Source organism: Melaminivora jejuensis (genome assembly GCF_017811175.1).
In the GTDB taxonomy this organism is placed as follows: Bacteria; Pseudomonadota; Gammaproteobacteria; order Burkholderiales; family Burkholderiaceae_C; genus Melaminivora; species Melaminivora jejuensis.
The window spans coordinates 1,644,385-1,659,641 of the sequence record NZ_JACWIJ010000002.1 but is presented as its reverse complement, the minus strand read 5'-3'; the positions used below and the strand labels follow the sequence as shown (position 1 = coordinate 1,659,641).

Here is a 15,257-nt window from a genome sequence, read left to right as displayed (position 1 = left end):
CGAGCTCCGGCACGGTGTGGCATCAGGCAGCCAGCCGGAATCGATGGCCCCGTCCAACGTCCATGGCATTGTTTTTAGCCGGGCCATAGGCCCTGTGTGCGGCGGGGCCGCGTCAGCCGCCCGGTGTTGTCTCGCGCAGCAGCCAGGCGCGGAACGCCTGCAGCGCCGCTGTGGGCGGGCGCGACTTGAGACGGAATAGCCAGTACTGCCGGACGCGGAGCGCGAGAGCCTGGACGCGCGCGTGGGTTTCGGCCGAGGCGACCTGGTGGAATACTCGCCGCGGACTGAGCCGCATGCAGACCGGGAGGGCATGACGGTGGCCGAGCTGTGCGAAGCCACCATGGTGCTGAGCGACAACACCGCGGCCAACCTGCTGCTGCGCCGGCAGGGCGGCCTGCGGGCCTGACGGCGTGGCTTCGGGCGCTGGGCGACACCCACACGCGCCTAGACCGCACAGAACCCGCGCTGAACGACGTGCCGCCCGGCGAAGTGCGCGACACGACCACGCCGCTGACCATGCTGTGCACCGTGCAAATGCTGGTAATGGGCGAGGCGCTGGCGCCGCCATCGCGCGCGCAACTGCAGGCTTGGCTGCTGGGCAACCTTACGGGCGACAGGCGCTTGCGCGCCGGCATGCCGCCCGGCTGGCGGGTCGGGGAAAAGACCGGCACCGCCGAGGGCACGGCCAACGACGTGGGCGTGGTGCGGCCAGCGCCGGGGCAGGGCGCGCCGGCCGTGGTGGCCTGCTACCTGACCGAGTGCCCGGCCGCGCCCGCGCAGCGCGACGTGGCCATCGCGCAGGTAGGGCGGCTCGCCACAGCTTGGCTCAGAGCTTCTTGACCAGCACCTGGCTCTTCCTGTCCCAGTTGTACTTGCGCTTGCGCGCCTCGGGCAGCCAGTCGGGATCGACCGGGGCGAAGCCGCGCTTCAGGAACCAGTGCATGGTGCGCGTGGTGAGCACGAAGATGCTCTCCAGGCCCTGCATCCGGGCGCGCTGCTCGATGCGCTTGAGCAGCTTTTCGCCATCACCCGTGCCCTGGCTCTGCGAGGATACGGTGACGGCGGCCATCTCGGCGGTGCGCGCCTCGGGGTAGGGGTGCAGCGCGGCGCAGCCGAAGATCACGCCATCGTGCTCGATCACGGTGTAGCTGGCGATGTCGCGCTCGATCTCGGTGCGGTCGCGCTTGACCAGGGTGCCGTCGCGCTCGAAGGGCTCGATCAACTGGATGATGCCGCCCACGTCGTCGATGGTCGCCTCGCGCAGCTCTTCGAGCTTTTCGTCGATGACCATGGTGCCGATGCCGTCGTGGACGTAGATCTCCAGCAGCAGCGCGCCATCGACGGCAAAGGGCAGGATGTGGCTGCGCTCCACGCCGTGCTCGCAGGCGCGCACGCAGTGCTGCAGATAAAAGCCCGGGTCGGTGGGCTTTTGCGGCGGCGGCAGCTGGGCCAGCAGGCGCCGCGCGGCGGCCAGCGGCAGCTCGGTATCGATGGGGTTGTCCTCGCCCGGCGGCTCGAAGGGCTGGGTGCGCACGCCAGGCACCTCGGTCAGGAAGATCAGCTTGTCGGCGCCGACCTCGCTGGCCACGCGCGTGGCCACTTCCTCCATGGACAGGTTGAAGGCCTCGCCCGTGGGCGAGAAGCCAAAGGGCGAGATCAATACCAGCGTCTGCATGTCCAGCGTGCGCCGGATGCCCTCCACGTCCACCTTGCGCACCAGTCCGGTCTGCAGGAAGTTCACGCCATCGACGATGCCCACGGGCCGTGCCGTGAGGAAGTTGCCCGAGATCACGCGCACGCGCGCGCCGGCCATGGGGGTGTTGGGCAGGCCCTGGCTGAAGGCGGCCTCGATCTCGTAGCGCAATTGCCCGGCGGCCTCCTGCGCGCAGTCCAGCGCCACCGGGTCGGTGATGCGCATGCCGTGCGAGTAGCGCGCCTCGTGCCCCTTGGCGCGCAGCTGCTCGTTCACCTGCGGGCGAAAGCCATGCACCAGCACGATCTTCACGCCCATGGCCTGGATCATGGCCAGATCCTGCACGATGCTGTGCAGCTTGCCGGCGGCAATGGCCTCGCCCGTCAGGCCCACCACGAAGGTCTGGTTGCGGAATTTGTGGATGTAGGGCGCCACCGAGCGGAACCAGGGCACGAAGGTGAAGTTGAAGACCGTGGACATAGCGCGCAAGGCTGGGCAGAGGCCGGCATCGGGGACAAAAAAAGCCTGCGGACCCTGGGCTGCGCATGGGCAGGCGGCGGGCGGTGCAAGCGAAAAGCGTGCAGTGTAGTGGCTGCGCCAGCTGGCTGCAGGGTCGCCGCCAGGTCACGGCGGTGGCTGCCCGTCCACTACGATGCCTCTCCTGGAGACATGTACCTGGGCACAGAAATTGACAACTTCCACAACCTTGCCGAATCCCGGCGCCGAGCGCCTGCGCGTGCTGCTGGCCGGCGTCTTTTCCCTGATCCTGACCATCGGCCTGGCGCGCTTTGCCTACACGCCGCTGCTGCCGGTCATGCGCGAGCAGGCCGGCCTGTCCTACCTGGCCGGCGGCTGGCTGGCGGCGGCCAACTACGGCGGCTACATCGCCGGCGCGCTGATCGCCGCCGTCACCGGCGACATGGCGCGCAAGTTCGTCTATTACCGCTGGGGCCTGGTGGCCGGCGTGCTCAGCACCGCCGCCATGGGGCTGACCGAGGACGTGTGGCTCTGGGCGCTGCTGCGCTTCATCGGCGGCATGTCCAGCAGCGCCGGCATGTTGCTGGCCTCGGGGCTGGTGCTGAACTGGCTGATGCGCCAGCGCCAGCGTCCGGTGCTGGGCCTGCATTTCACCGGCCTGGGCCTGGGCATTGCCGTGTCGGGCCTGTCCGCCGGGGCGGTGGCGCAACTGGCCTGGTCGCAGCAGTGGCTGGCGCTGGGGGCGCTGGGGCTGGTGTTCTTCCTGCCGGCCTGGGCCTGGATGCCCCGGCCCGGCGACGTGGCGGTGGCAAGTGGCAGTTCTGCCGCGCCGCTGGCCGCTGGCCAACCGCGCGCGCCCTCGCGCCAGTGGCTGACGCTGATGATGGCGACCTATTTCTGCGCTGGCTTCGGCTACGTGGTCAGCGCCACCTTCATCGTCGATATCGTCGAGAAAATGCCGCTCATGGCCGGGCGCGGGCCGCTGGTGTGGATCGTCATCGGCCTGGCCGCCGTGCCGTCGAGCCTGCTGTGGGATCGCATCGCCGGCGCGCTTGGGCAGGTGCCGGCGCTGCTGCTGGCCTATGCGCTGCAGATCGTCTCCATCGTGCTGCCGGCGGTCAGCGGCGCGCCGCTGTGGAACCTGGCCAGCGCCGTGCTCTATGGCGGCACCTTTGCCGGCATCGTCAGCCTGACGCTGGCGCTCATGGGCCGGCGCTACCCGGACAACCCCTCCAAGGCCATGGCGCGGCTGACGCTGAGCTATGGCGCGGCGCAGGTCATCGCCCCGGCCATGACCGGCGCGGTGGCCACCCGCACCGGCAGCTACGCCGGTGCGCTGTGGGCGACCGCCGCCGTGATGCTGGTGGGCATGGGCCTGCTGCTGGCGCTGCGCGCGCTGGAGCGGCGCGAGGGCTGATGTGCCGGGCTGATGCCGCAGACTCTGCCGGCCCGGGCTGTCGCTGCCGGCGCCGCTGGCCGGGTGCCGCTGGGCCACAATGCCCGCCATCATGCTGATGTACCCGCATATCGACCCTGTGGCCCTGCAAGTGGGGCCGCTGGCCATCCACTGGTATGGCCTGACCTACCTGGCCGCCTTTGCCCTGTTCATGCTGCTGGGCACGCTGCGCCTGCGCCATCCGCCCTATGCGTCGCTGGCCTGGACGCGCAAGGATGTGGAGGACATCCTGTTTTTGGGCGTGCTGGGCGTGGTGCTGGGCGGGCGGCTGGGCTACTGCCTGTTCTACAAGCCTGGCTATTACGCCGAGCACCCGCTGGAGATCTTCGCCATCTGGCAGGGTGGTATGAGCTTTCACGGCGGCCTGCTGGGCGTGATCGGCGCCATGCTGTGGTTTGCCCACTCGCGTGGCCGGCCCTGGCTGGAGGTGGCGGATTTCGTCGCGCCCTGCGTGCCCACGGGCCTGGCGGCGGGGCGCATCGGCAACTTCATCAACGGCGAGCTGTGGGGCCGCCTGGCCTCGCCCGATCTGCCCTGGGGCATGGTGTTTCCGCAAAGCGGCTCCATGCTGGCGCGCCACCCCTCGCAGATCTACCAGTTCCTGCTCGAAGGCCTGCTGCTGTTCGCGCTGCTGTGGCTGTATGCGCGCCGCCCGAGAAAGCGCGGCGAGGTGGCCGGCGCCTTCCTGGCCGGCTACGGCGTGCTGCGCTTTGTCGCCGAATATTTCCGCGAACCCGACAGCTTCCTGGGCCTGCTGGGCCTGGGCCTGTCCATGGGCCAGTGGCTGTGCGTGCCCATGGTTCTGGCCGGCAGCGCCCTGTGGCTGTATGCGCAACGCCAGGCAAGATAAGCATCAAATTGGCCTCAAACCATTGCCAGACAAGCGCTGGGAGCTATCATTTTTGGTAAACATCAACCAATGCATGGCACCCGAGGCCTGCACTTTCTTTACTCCATCCATTCATTCCACTCCCATCGCCAGCCGGCTTCTTCCATGAACTCACCTGCCTCCTGGATCGCACGCAAGGTCGGCCGCAAGGCCGCCGCTCCCCAGCCCGACGCCACCCAACCCGACGCCACCCAACCCGACGCCACCCAACCCGACGCCACTCAGCCCCCGGTTCAGCCCCCGGTGCAGCCTGGCTCCCAGGCCGGCACCGGCGCCGAACCCGCAGCCAAGCCCAAGGCCCGGCGCGATGCGGCAGTTGTCAGCCGCAGCACCCACGAGCGCCTCAAGGCCACGCTGCGCCGCGAGGACGAGGCGTTGACGCCGCGCGCCCTGCGCCGCCTGCTGACCGATCTGCAGGAAGTCGCCGCCCCGCGCGTGAGCGAGATCGAGGCCGGGCGCCGCGCCCAGGCCGTGGCCGAGTGGTATGCCGATGCCACACCCGAGGAGCGGCGCGACCTGTGGCTGCTGCTGTGCGAGCACTTCGCCGCCGACGCCGCCCAGGTCACGAGCGCGCAGCAGCGCTACGCCGACGCCGCCGGCACCGACGAGGCGCCCCAGGCCGAGGCCCACCTGCGCCGCGCGCTGGTCGCGCCGCGCACCCGGCTGCTGCAGCGCTTTGCCGTGTTCCCCGAAGGCCTGCGCTTCCTGGTCGATCTGCGCGCCGAGCTGCTGCCGCGCCTGAAAGCCGAGCGCCGCCTGCTGCCGCTGGACGCGGAGCTGGAGCAGCTGTTTTCCACCTGGTTCGACGTGGCCTTTCTGGAGCTGCGCCGCCTGTCCTGGGACTCGCCCGCGTCGCTGCTGGAAAAGCTCATCAAATACGAGGCTGTCCACGACATCAAGAGCTGGGCCGACCTGAAGAACCGCGTCGGCGAGCACCGGCGCTGCTATGGCTTCTTCCACCCGCGCCTGCAGGGTGAGCCGCTGATCTTCGTCGAGGTGGCGCTGGTCGATGCCATCTCCGACAGCATCACGCCGCTGCTGGACGAGACCGCTGCGCCGGCCGATCTCAAGCGCGCCACGACGGCCATCTTCTATTCCATCAGCAACACCCAGACCGGCCTGCGCGGCGTGAGCTTCGGCGACTCGCTGATCAAGCATGTGGTGGAGACGCTGACCGAGGAGTTTCCGCGCCTGCGCACTTTTGCCACGCTCTCGCCGATCCCGGGCTTTCGCGCCTGGCTGACCAAGAACGGCGCCACTGTCCTGGCCGAGCTCGGCGACAAGGAGCGCGCCGAGCTGGCGCGCGCGCTGCAACTGCCGGCGAAGAGCGCGCCCGAGCTGGCCCAGGTGCTGGCTGCCGCAGCCGAGCAGGGCCTGGAGCTGCCGGCCAAGTCGCCGCTGCGGCGCTTGCTCAAGCGCAGCGCCGCGCGCTACCTGGGGCAGGAGTTGAAGGATGGCCGCCCGGTCGATCCGGTAGCGCGCTTCCACCTGGGCAATGGCGCGCGCGTGGAGCGCCTGAACTGGGCCGGCGATCCTTCGGCCAAGGGCATCAAGCAGTCCTTTGGCCTGATGGTCAACTATCTGTACGACCTCAAGCGCCTGGACAAGCACCGCGAGCAGCTGGCCAAGGGCAGGATTGCGGTCTCCAGCGAGATCGAGAGCCTGCTGTCCGCCTGAGCCTGGGCGCATTCTGGTTTGATGGGGAAGGGGCAGATGACTGCTGCAATCGAATTCGCCCGGCTGACCGAGGCCGAAGCCGGGCCGGGCGTGGTGCGCGTGGTGCTGCGCCACGATGGCCGGCTCAACGCCATGTCGCGCGCCATGTGGCGCCAGTTGCGCGAGGTGTTCCTCGCCATCCAGCGCGACGCCGGCATCCGCTGCGTGCTGCTGGAGGGCGCCGGCACGGCCTTTTGCGCCGGCGGCGACATTTCGGAATACCCGGCCTTTCGCTTCGACGCGGCGCAGTTGCGCGCCTTTCATGAGGACGAGGTCTGGGGTGGCCTGTCGGCCATGCTGGCGTGCGACGTGCCCATCGTCGCCGCCATCGCCGGCGCCTGCATGGGCGCGGGCGTGGAGATCGCCAGCTGCTGCGACATCCGCATCGCCGCGCAGAATGCGCGCTTTGGCGCGCCGATTGCGCGCCTGGGCTTTCCCATGGCGCCGCGCGAGGCGGCGCTGGTGGCCGGCGCCGTGGGCGAGGTGCTGGCGCGCCAGATGCTGCTGGAGGCCGCCACCTTCGGCGCGCCCGAGCTGGCGCAGCAGGGCTTTCTGAGTCGGGTGGTGGCGCCCGAGACATTGGCCCAAGAGGCCCTGGCCAGCGTGCGCCGCATCGCTGCCCTGGCGCCTCAGGCGGCGCGCATGAACAAGCAGACGCTGCGGGCGTTTTCAGCATCAAAAATGGCCCAAAGCCTTGCTGGACAAGCGCTGTCAGCTATCGAAAACGAAGTGGCTGCAGCCCCGGCCGACCCCTATGCCTATGCCGACAGCGCCGAGCACCGCGAAGGCATAGGCGCCTTCCTGGCCAAGCGCGCGCCGGTTTTCTGAAACCCTTGCCATCCATCGCCATGACCACTTCTGACGCCCAGATCGCCCAGCCGCTGCAGTGTGTATCGCACAACCTGTTCAGCGCCCTGCGCGCCGCCTTTCCGTCCGACCTGGACAGCACCGCCATCGAGGCGGCGACGCCCGAGGGCGGCTGGCGGCACTACTCCTGGCGCGACCTGGATCACGCCAGCGCGCGCATGGCCAATTTGCTGGCCTCGCTGGATTTGCCTGCGGGCAGCCGCATCGCCGTGCAGGTGGAAAAATCCGTCGAGGCGCTGATGCTGTACCTGGCCACGCTGCGCGCCGGGTACGTCTATCTGCCGCTCAACACCGCCTACCAGAGCAGCGAGATCGAATACTTCGTCGGCAATGCCGAGCCGGCGGTGGTGGTGTGTACGCCGGGCAATTTCGGCTGGGTCTCGCGCATTGCCTTCGCCGCCGGCACGCAGCACGTCTTCACCCTGGACGACGAGCGCGGCGGCAGCCTGCTCGAGCGCGCCGCGTATTTCGGCGACGCGCACCAGCCGGTGCCTTGCGGCGCCGACGATCTGGCCGCCATCCTCTACACCAGCGGCACCACCGGGCGCAGCAAGGGCGCCATGCTGACGCACGGCAACTTGCTGTCCAACGCGCTGATGCTCAAGGACTACTGGGGCTGGCGCACGCCCGGGCAGGGCGGCGACGTGCTGATCCACGCCCTGCCCATCTTCCACGTGCATGGCCTGTTCGTGGCCAGCCACGGCGCGCTGATCAACGGCAGCAAGATGATCTGGTTTGCCAGGTTCGAGCCACGCGCCGTGATCGAGGCCCTGCCGCGCGCCACCGTCTTCATGGGCGTGCCGACGCTGTACGTGCGCATGTTGGCCGATGCACGGCTGACGCCGGCTGCTGCGGCGCACATGCGGCTGTTCATCTCCGGCTCGGCGCCGCTCTTGATCGAGACCTTCCACCAGTGGCAGGAGCGCACCGGCCACACCATCCTGGAGCGCTACGGCATGAGCGAGACCATCATGCTGACCTCCAACCCCTGCGGCCCGGATGCGCGCTACCAGGGCCAAAGCGAGCGCCGGGGCGGCACGGTGGGCTTTCCGCTGCCCGGCGTGGGCCTGCGCGTGGTGGGAGAAGGGGATGAGGGGAAAGAAGGGAAAGAGGAGGGCGGCGCGCTGCTGCCCCCGGGCGAGACCGGCCACATCCAAGTGCGCGGCCCCAACGTCTTCAAGGGCTACTGGCGGATGCCGGAAAAGACGGCCGAGGAATTCACGTCGGACGGCTGGTTCAGGACGGGCGACGTGGGTCTGCAGGATCGGGACGGCTACGTGACCATCGTCGGGCGCAGCAAGGACTTGATCATCAGCGGCGGCTACAACGTCTATCCCGCCGAGATCGAGGCCGCCATCAACGAGCTGCCCGGCGTGGCCGAGAGCGCCGTGGTCGGCGTGCCGCACCCGGATTTTGGCGAGGTCGGCGTGGCCGTGGTGGTGGCGCGCGCCGGCGTGCAGCCCGATCCGCAGGCCATCCTGGCGGCGCTCAAGGCGCAATTGGCCAACTACAAAATCCCCAAGCACTGCGCCCTGGCCGCCGAGCTGCCGCGCAACACCATGGGCAAGGTGCAAAAGAACCTGCTGCGCCAGCAGCACCAGGGCCTGTTCCAGGACTGAATGGGCCGTGGCCCACGGGGTCGGGCAAGCCTGGCAGCTATTGATTCAATAGCTGCCAGCGCAAGCTCAGCAAGGGTTTACAGGGGTTTTTACCGATATTTCCGGTTCAGCGCAGCACCAGCACCGGGGTGTGCGAGTGCGTCAGCACATGCTGTGTCTCGCTGCCCAGCAACATGCGCTTGAGGCCCTTGCGGCCATGCGAGGCCATGACGATCAGGTCGCACTCGTGCTTCTTGGCGGCAGCGATGATGGCCTCGGCGATCAGGTCGGACTTGACCACGGCGGCCTTGGCGCTCACACCATCGGCCTTGGCGCGCGCCTTGATGCTGTTGACCAGCTCCTGCGCGGCTTCGCCCCAGTGCGCCTCGATGCGCTTGACCTCGGCGGGATCGACCGTGGCGCCGCCCTCGAAGTAGCTGCGCGGGTAGCGCGGCACCACTTTGAGCGCCACGACCGAAGCGCCGGACAGGCGCGCCAGCTCCAGCCCGCTTTGCACGGCTTTCTCGGACAGCTCGGAGCCGTCGGTAGCGATCAGGATGCGTTGGTACATGGCAAAACTCCTCTGGGTCTGTGTAGGTTCTTGGATGGGATCTGGATGATTATGGAAGGCAACGTAGGATGGCTTGCTTTGTCCATCTTGATGCAAGTCAATGAGCTTGTCTGATTCCCCGGTTACTCTTTGTCTCATGTCAAATCCCGCATCCGAGCCGTCTGCCGCTGTCGGAGCATCTTCTGTGGCTGCCTCCAGCGCTCCCGGTGCGCCCGCCTCGCCCGCCCCAGCCGCTGCTGCGGCCTTGCTCGATGATCCCCAGGAATGGACGGCTTTCGGGCGCCCGCACGGCGCGTCCGCACCTGCCGGGCCTGCCGCTGCGCCGGCGCAGGACACGGCCTGGGAGTCGCACGTGGTGCTGGGCGGGATGCACTGCGCGGCCTGCGCGCTGACCATCGAGGAAGCCCTGCGCCGCGTGCCCGGCGTGCAGGAGGCCGATGTCAGTGCCGCGACCTGCCGTGCGCGCGTGGTCTGGGATCCGCGCCAGGTGCTGCCCTCGGGCTGGATGGCGGCGGTGCAGCGTGCCGGCTACCAGGCGCTGCCGGCCATGGACGCCTTCGCCCGCGAGCACCGTCGGCGCGAGCACCGCCAGGCGTTGTGGCGCTGGCTGGTGGCGGGCTTTTGCATGATGCAGGTCATGATGTACGCATGGCCGGCCTACCGCGCCATGCCGGGCGATCTGACGCTGGAGATGGAGCAGTTGCTGCGCTGGGCCTCCTGGGTCATCAGCCTGCCGGTGGTGCTGTTCGCCTGCGGGCCGTTCTTCTCCAGCGCCCTGCGCGACATCCGCCAGCGCCGCGTCAGCATGGATCTGCCGGTGGCCACCGGCATGTTGATCACTTTCGTGGTCAGCATGTTGGGGACGTTCGACCCGAGCGGGCCGTTCGGGCGCGAGGTCTATTACGACTCGCTGACCATGTTCGTGTTCTTCCTGCTCACGGGCCGCTGGCTGGAGCTGCGCCTGCGCGACCGCACCGCCGGGGCGCTGGAGGCCGTGATGAACCGCCTGCCCGACAGCGTCGAGCGTCTGGACGGGGAGGGCGGCTTCACCCGCGTGGCCACGCGCCGCCTGCGGGTGGGCGATGTGGTGCGCGTGCTGCCGGGCGAGGCCTTTCCAGCCGATGGCTGCATCGTGGCCGGCAGCACCCAGGCCGACGAAGCCTTGCTGACGGGCGAATCGACACCGGTGCCCAAGCCGCTGGGGCCAGCGTCACCGCCGGCAGCTACAACCTGCGCGCAGCCGTGCAGGTGCGCGTGCAGACCCTGGGCGAGGGCACGCGCTTTGGCCAGATCGTGGCGCTGATGGAGAGTGCCTCGCTGCAAAAGCCGCGCCTGGCGCAGTTGGCCGACCGCATCGCCCGGCCCTTTCTGATCGGCGTGCTGCTGGCTGCTGCCGGGGCGGCGGCCTGGTGGTGGCCGACCGACCCCAGCCAGGCGCTGATGGTGGCCGTGGCCGTGCTGGTCGTGACCTGCCCCTGTGCGCTGTCGCTGGCCACGCCGGTGGCCATGCTCACGGCTGCCGGCACCCTGGCGCGCAGCGGCGTGCTGGTGCGCAACCTGCAATCGCTGGAGGCGCTGGCCGCCGTCGATACGGTGGTCTTCGACAAGACCGGCACGCTGACCTCCGATGGCCTGGCGCTGCAGGCAGTGCGGCTGCCCCCGGCGGCGCCGCTGCCGCGCGACGTGGTCCTGGCGCTGGCGGCGCTGCTGGCACGGCACTCGCTGCATCCGGTGTCGCGGGCCATTGCCGCGGCCGCCGAAGGGGCGGATCGCTTCGCTGCTGGCTGGACTTTGGATGAGGTGCAGGAAATCGCTGGCGCCGGGCTGGTCGCCACGGTGCAGCCGGGCAGTGGCACGCTGCGCCTGGGTTCGGCCCGCCATGCGCGGGTGGCCGAAGACGGCGCAGCCGGCCAGCAGGCCGTGCTGTCACTTGAGCAAGATGGTCGGGTATCGGAGCTGGCGCGCTTCAGCCTGGCCGAGCAACTGCGACCGGAGGCCATTGCCGTGGTGCAAAAGCTACAGCAAATCGGGGTCGATGTGCAGTTGCTGTCGGGCGACCGCGCCGGCGCAGTCCAGCGCATCGCGCAGAGCGCCGGCATCGCCGTGGCGCAGGGCGACTGCACGCCCCAGGACAAGTTGGCGCGCCTGCGCCAGCTGCAGCAGGCTGGCCATCGGGTGGCCATGGTCGGCGATGGCCTGAACGACGGGCCAGTGCTGGCCGGCGCCCATGTTTCCTTTGCCTTCGGTCGTGCCGTGCCGCTGGCCCAGTCAAAGTCCGACCTGGTGGTTATGGGCGACAATCTCGGGTTGGTTGCACGGGCATTGCTGCTGTCGCGCCGCACCTTGCGCATCGTGCGCCAGAACCTGTGGTGGGCTGCCGGCTACAACGCCCTGGGTGTGCCACTGGCGATCGCCGGGCTGATGCCGGCCTGGCTGGCCGGCCTGGGCATGGCGCTCAGTTCGCTGCTGGTGGTGGCTAATGCCGCACGCCTGACCCGTGATCCGGGTGGCGACGACGCAACAATTTCCCGACCTGCGCCGCACGCGGCGCCCATCCCGCTGGAGCTGGCATGACATGGACATTCTTTATTTGCTGATCCCTTTGTCCGTGGTGCTGGTGCTGTTCGTGCTGGCCGGCCTGTGGTGGGCTGTTGACCGCGGGCAGTTCGAGAACGTCGATCAAGAGGGGGAGCGCATTTTGCGCGACAGTTGACTACGGTCAATTCCCACAACGCAAGACTGGTTGAAACTTTTTGCCGCAATTACAAGAGGTGCCCGATGGAATCTGCACAGACAAAAACAGCGCACTACGACGATACCGTCGTGCGCCAATTCACGATCATGTCGGTCGTGTGGGGGTGGTAGGCATGTTGGTCGGGGTGTTCATCGCCGCCCAGCTGACCTGGCCTGAACTGAACTTCGGCATTCCGTGGCTGAGCTACGGGCGCCTGCGTCCGCTGCACACCAATGCAGTGATCTTTGCCTTTGGCGGCTGCGGCCTGTTCGCCACCAGCTACTGGGTGGTGCAGCGCACCTGCCAGACGCGGCTGTTCCTGCCGAAGCTGGCGGCCTTCACCTTCTGGGGCTGGCAGCTGGTCATCGTGGCCGCCGCCATCAGCCTGCCACTGGGCTACACCTCGGGCAAGGAATACGCCGAGCTGGAGTGGCCCATCGACATCCTGATCGCTGCCGTGTGGGTCAGCTATGCCATCGTGTTCTTTGGCACCATCGGCATCCGCAAGGTCAAGCATATCTACGTGGGCAACTGGTTCTTCGGCGCCTTCATCATCGCCGTGGCCCTGCTGCACATCGTCAACAGCGCGGCCATCCCCGCCGGCTTCATGAAGAGCTACTCGGCCTATGCCGGGGTGCAGGACGCCATGGTGCAGTGGTGGTATGGCCATAACGCCGTGGGCTTTTACCTGACCACGGGCTTCCTCGGGATGATGTACTACTTCATCCCCAAGCAGGCCGGTCGTCCGGTGTACAGCTACCGCCTGTCCATCGTCCACTTCTGGGCGCTGATCTTCACCTACATGTGGGCCGGCCCGCACCACCTGCACTACACCGCGCTGCCCGACTGGACGCAGTCCGTGGGCATGGTGTTTTCGCTGATCCTGCTGGCGCCCAGCTGGGGCGGGATGATCAACGGCATCATGACCCTGTCGGGTGCCTGGCACAAGCTGCGTGATGACCCCATCCTGCGCTTCCTGATCGTGTCGCTGTCGTTCTACGGCATGTCCACCTTCGAAGGCCCGATGATGTCCATCAAGACCGTCAACGCCCTGTCGCACTACACCGACTGGACGGTGGGCCACGTGCATGCCGGGGCTCTCGGCTGGGTGGGCCTGATCACCATGGGTTCGCTGTACTACCTGGTGCCGCGCCTGTTCGGCAAGGAAAAGATGCACTCCATCAAGGCCATCGAGCTGCACTTCTGGTTGGCCACCATCGGCATCGTGCTGTACATCGCCGCGATGTGGATCGCCGGCGTCATGCAAGGCCTGATGTGGCGCGCAGTGAACGCCGACGGCACGCTGACCTACACCTTCGTCGAGAGCGTCAAGGCTACCTATCCGTTCTACGCCATCCGCTTCGCCGGCGGCGTGCTGTACCTGACGGGCATGTGCATCATGGCCTGGAACGTCTGGGTCACCGCCATCTCCGGCCGCTCCGTCAAGCTGCCCATCCCTGCGGTCAATCCCGCACACGCCTGAGCACCAGGAGCTGTTGAAACATGTCCAATACCAATAAAAGCGCTGGCTTCACGCATGAGAAGGTCGAAACCAGCAACTTCTTGATGATCGTGCTGATCCTCATCGTGGTCGCCATTGGTGGCCTAGTGGAGATCGTGCCGCTGTTCTTCCAGAAGTCCACCACCGAAGCCGTGCAGGGCCTCAAGCCCTACACCGCGCTGCAGCTCGCCGGGCGCGACATCTATGTGCGTGAGGGCTGCTACAACTGCCACTCGCAGATGATTCGCCCCTTCCGCGCCGAGACGCTGCGCTATGGCCACTACTCGGTGGCCGGCGAGTTCGTCTATGACCACCCCTTCCAGTGGGGCTCCAAGCGCACCGGCCCCGACCTGCACCGCGTGGGCGGCAAGTACAGCGACGAGTGGCATCGCATCCACCTGAACAACCCGCGCGACGTGGTGCCCGAGTCCAACATGCCGGCCTACCCCTGGCTGGAAAAGAACCAGGTCGATGCCCAGGCCATGCCACGCCACATGAAGGCACTGCGCACCGTGGGCGTGCCCTACAGTGACGAGGAGATCGCCAAGGCGGGCGAGGACGTCAAGGGCAAGACCGAGATGGAAGCCGTCATCGCCTATCTGCAGGTGCTGGGCCGCGCCCTGCGCTGAGCATGGCGCAACACAAGAAAAGGAAGGCAGTCATGGACATCACCACCATGCGCATCGTGGCCACGCTGGCATCGCTGGCGTGCTTCCTGGGCATCTGGTTCTGGGCCTGGCGGCGCAGCAACCAGAGCCGCTTCGAGGAGGCGGCGCAGCTGCCCTTCGCCGAGGACTGAGGGACTCGGCTGTACACAACAAGAGAGATAACCCATGAGCGATTTCACCAGTGATTTCTGGTCTTTCTATGTCGCGGGCATCACCATTGCCGGCATCGTCGGCTGCGCCCTGCTGCTGTGGCTCACCTCGCGCAAGAAGATCGAGTCCGCTGCCGACAACACCACCGGCCACGTCTGGGATGAAGACCTGACGGAGATGAACAACCCCATGCCCCGCTGGTGGATGTGGCTGTTCGTGCTGACCATCGTCTTTGCCATCGGCTATCTGATTGCCTACCCGGGCCTGGGCACTTACAAGGGTCAGCTCGGCTGGACGCAGCTGGGCGAGTACCAGGCCGAAGTCAGCCGCGCCCAGGAGGCCGAGGCTCCGGTCTATGCGCGCTTTGCCAGCATGAAGACCGAAGAGCTGGCGGGCGATCCTGCAGCCATGGCCATTGGCGATCGTCTGTTCATGAACAACTGCGCCCAGTGCCACGGCTCGGACGCACGCGGCAGCAAGGGCTTTCCCAATCTGACCGATGGCGACTGGCTGCATGGCGGCACGGCGGAAAACATCCACCAGACCATCCAGGAAGGCCGCGTGGGCATCATGCCGCCCATGGCTGCCGCCGTGGGCTCGTCCGAGGACGTGCGCAATCTGGCCCACTACGTGCTTAGCCTGTCGGGCAGCCCGCATGATTCGCTCAAGGCCTCGCTGGGCAAAAGCAAGTTCACTGCCTGCGCCGCCTGCCACGGCATGGATGGCAAGGGCAATGCCGCCCTGGGTGCCCCCAACCTGACAGACGACATCTGGCTGCACGGCTGGGGCGAGGCCGCCATTGTGAATATCATCAACAACGGCAAGACCAACGAAATGCCGGCGCAGAAGGACAAGCTGACCGATGCGCAGATCAACGTGTTGACGGCCTACGTCTGGGGCCTGTCCAACAAGGCTGGCGGCGCCCGCTGATTACCTG

General features: G+C 67.7%; 11 protein-coding genes and 3 pseudogenes. 12 read left to right on the top strand and 2 right to left on the bottom strand.

The features are described 5' to 3' along the window. Positions 1-211 precede the first annotated feature (211 nt). Positions 212-840, top strand: a pseudogene (gene bla / locus IDM45_RS07935) (class A beta-lactamase); the annotation flags it as partial. On the opposite strand, the gene argA reads toward bla, so the two are convergent. After that, a complete protein-coding gene (gene argA / locus IDM45_RS07930) occupies positions 827-2,173 on the bottom strand; it encodes an amino-acid N-acetyltransferase (RefSeq protein WP_209422354.1) in 1,347 nt (448 codons plus the stop codon). The pseudogene bla and the gene argA sit on opposite strands and share 14 nt — an antisense overlap. A gap of 226 nt (positions 2,174-2,399) precedes the next feature. Here argA and IDM45_RS07925 point away from each other — a divergent pair, with 226 nt between their 5' ends. The 5 genes from IDM45_RS07925 (at position 2,400) to IDM45_RS07905 (ending at position 8,717) form a co-directional block, all read left to right on the top strand. Beyond that, complete coding sequence (locus IDM45_RS07925; RefSeq protein ID WP_232654172.1) at positions 2,400-3,587, top strand: YbfB/YjiJ family MFS transporter; 1,188 nt, start codon at positions 2,400-2,402, stop codon at positions 3,585-3,587. Positions 3,588-3,678: 91 nt separating this feature from the next. After that, the gene (lgt, locus tag IDM45_RS07920) at positions 3,679-4,476 is read left to right on the top strand and encodes a prolipoprotein diacylglyceryl transferase (RefSeq protein ID WP_209424052.1); all 798 of its coding nucleotides are present in this window, start codon (positions 3,679-3,681) and stop codon (positions 4,474-4,476) included. 144 nt (positions 4,477-4,620) lie between these two features. Then, the gene (locus IDM45_RS07915; protein WP_209422352.1) at positions 4,621-6,192 is read left to right on the top strand and encodes a malonyl-CoA decarboxylase; all 1,572 of its coding nucleotides are present in this window, start codon (positions 4,621-4,623) and stop codon (positions 6,190-6,192) included. A 36-nt stretch (positions 6,193-6,228) separates the two neighbouring features. Next, a complete protein-coding gene (locus IDM45_RS07910; RefSeq protein WP_209422351.1) occupies positions 6,229-7,059 on the top strand; it encodes an enoyl-CoA hydratase/isomerase family protein in 831 nt (276 codons plus the stop codon). A 20-nt stretch (positions 7,060-7,079) separates the two neighbouring features. Then, positions 7,080-8,717, top strand: coding sequence for a malonate--CoA ligase (locus tag IDM45_RS07905; RefSeq protein ID WP_209422350.1), 1,638 nt, complete (start codon positions 7,080-7,082; stop codon positions 8,715-8,717). A gap of 106 nt (positions 8,718-8,823) precedes the next feature. Here IDM45_RS07905 and IDM45_RS07900 read toward each other — a convergent pair whose 3' ends face one another. After that, positions 8,824-9,267: a universal stress protein gene (locus IDM45_RS07900; protein ID WP_209422349.1), complete on the bottom strand. Its 444-nt coding sequence runs from the start codon at positions 9,265-9,267 to the stop codon at positions 8,824-8,826. A gap of 136 nt (positions 9,268-9,403) precedes the next feature. On the opposite strand from IDM45_RS07900, the pseudogene IDM45_RS07895 reads away from it, so the two are divergent. From IDM45_RS07895 to ccoP, 6 genes and pseudogenes are all read left to right on the top strand, one after another. Then, positions 9,404-11,841 (top strand): annotated as a pseudogene (locus IDM45_RS07895) (heavy metal translocating P-type ATPase). 1 nt (position 11,842) lies between these two features. Then, entirely contained in the window at positions 11,843-11,980 is a 138-nt protein-coding gene (gene ccoS, locus IDM45_RS07890) for a cbb3-type cytochrome oxidase assembly protein CcoS (RefSeq protein WP_209422348.1), read from the top strand. A gap of 65 nt (positions 11,981-12,045) precedes the next feature. Further along, positions 12,046-13,484, top strand: a pseudogene (gene ccoN / locus IDM45_RS07885) (cytochrome-c oxidase, cbb3-type subunit I). A 20-nt stretch (positions 13,485-13,504) separates the two neighbouring features. Further along, positions 13,505-14,131, top strand: a complete 627-nt coding sequence (gene ccoO, locus IDM45_RS07880; protein WP_209422347.1) for a cytochrome-c oxidase, cbb3-type subunit II — start codon at positions 13,505-13,507, stop codon at positions 14,129-14,131. Between the two features lie 32 nt (positions 14,132-14,163). Then, on the top strand, positions 14,164-14,301 hold the full coding sequence (locus IDM45_RS07875; protein WP_209422346.1) for a cbb3-type cytochrome oxidase subunit 3: 138 nt from the start codon (positions 14,164-14,166) through the stop codon (positions 14,299-14,301). 34 nt (positions 14,302-14,335) lie between these two features. After that, the gene (gene ccoP / locus IDM45_RS07870; protein ID WP_209422345.1) at positions 14,336-15,250 is read left to right on the top strand and encodes a cytochrome-c oxidase, cbb3-type subunit III; all 915 of its coding nucleotides are present in this window, start codon (positions 14,336-14,338) and stop codon (positions 15,248-15,250) included. Positions 15,251-15,257 lie beyond the last annotated feature (7 nt).

Bases quoted from the DNA above. Each gene is read 5' to 3' on its own strand.
- argA (WP_209422354.1), bottom strand. From the start codon at position 2,173: ATGTCCACGGTCTTCAACTTCACCTTCGTGCCCTGGTTCCGCTCGGTG.
- lgt (WP_209424052.1), top strand. From the start codon at position 3,679: ATGCTGATGTACCCGCATATCGACCCTGTGGCCCTGCAAGTGGGGCCG.
- IDM45_RS07915 (WP_209422352.1), top strand. From the start codon at position 4,621: ATGAACTCACCTGCCTCCTGGATCGCACGCAAGGTCGGCCGCAAGGCC.
- IDM45_RS07910 (WP_209422351.1), top strand. From the start codon at position 6,229: ATGACTGCTGCAATCGAATTCGCCCGGCTGACCGAGGCCGAAGCCGGG.
- IDM45_RS07905 (WP_209422350.1), top strand. From the start codon at position 7,080: ATGACCACTTCTGACGCCCAGATCGCCCAGCCGCTGCAGTGTGTATCG.
- IDM45_RS07900 (WP_209422349.1), bottom strand. From the start codon at position 9,267: ATGTACCAACGCATCCTGATCGCTACCGACGGCTCCGAGCTGTCCGAG.
- ccoS (WP_209422348.1), top strand. From the start codon at position 11,843: ATGGACATTCTTTATTTGCTGATCCCTTTGTCCGTGGTGCTGGTGCTG.
- ccoO (WP_209422347.1), top strand. From the start codon at position 13,505: ATGTCCAATACCAATAAAAGCGCTGGCTTCACGCATGAGAAGGTCGAA.
- IDM45_RS07875 (WP_209422346.1), top strand. From the start codon at position 14,164: ATGGACATCACCACCATGCGCATCGTGGCCACGCTGGCATCGCTGGCG.
- ccoP (WP_209422345.1), top strand. From the start codon at position 14,336: ATGAGCGATTTCACCAGTGATTTCTGGTCTTTCTATGTCGCGGGCATC.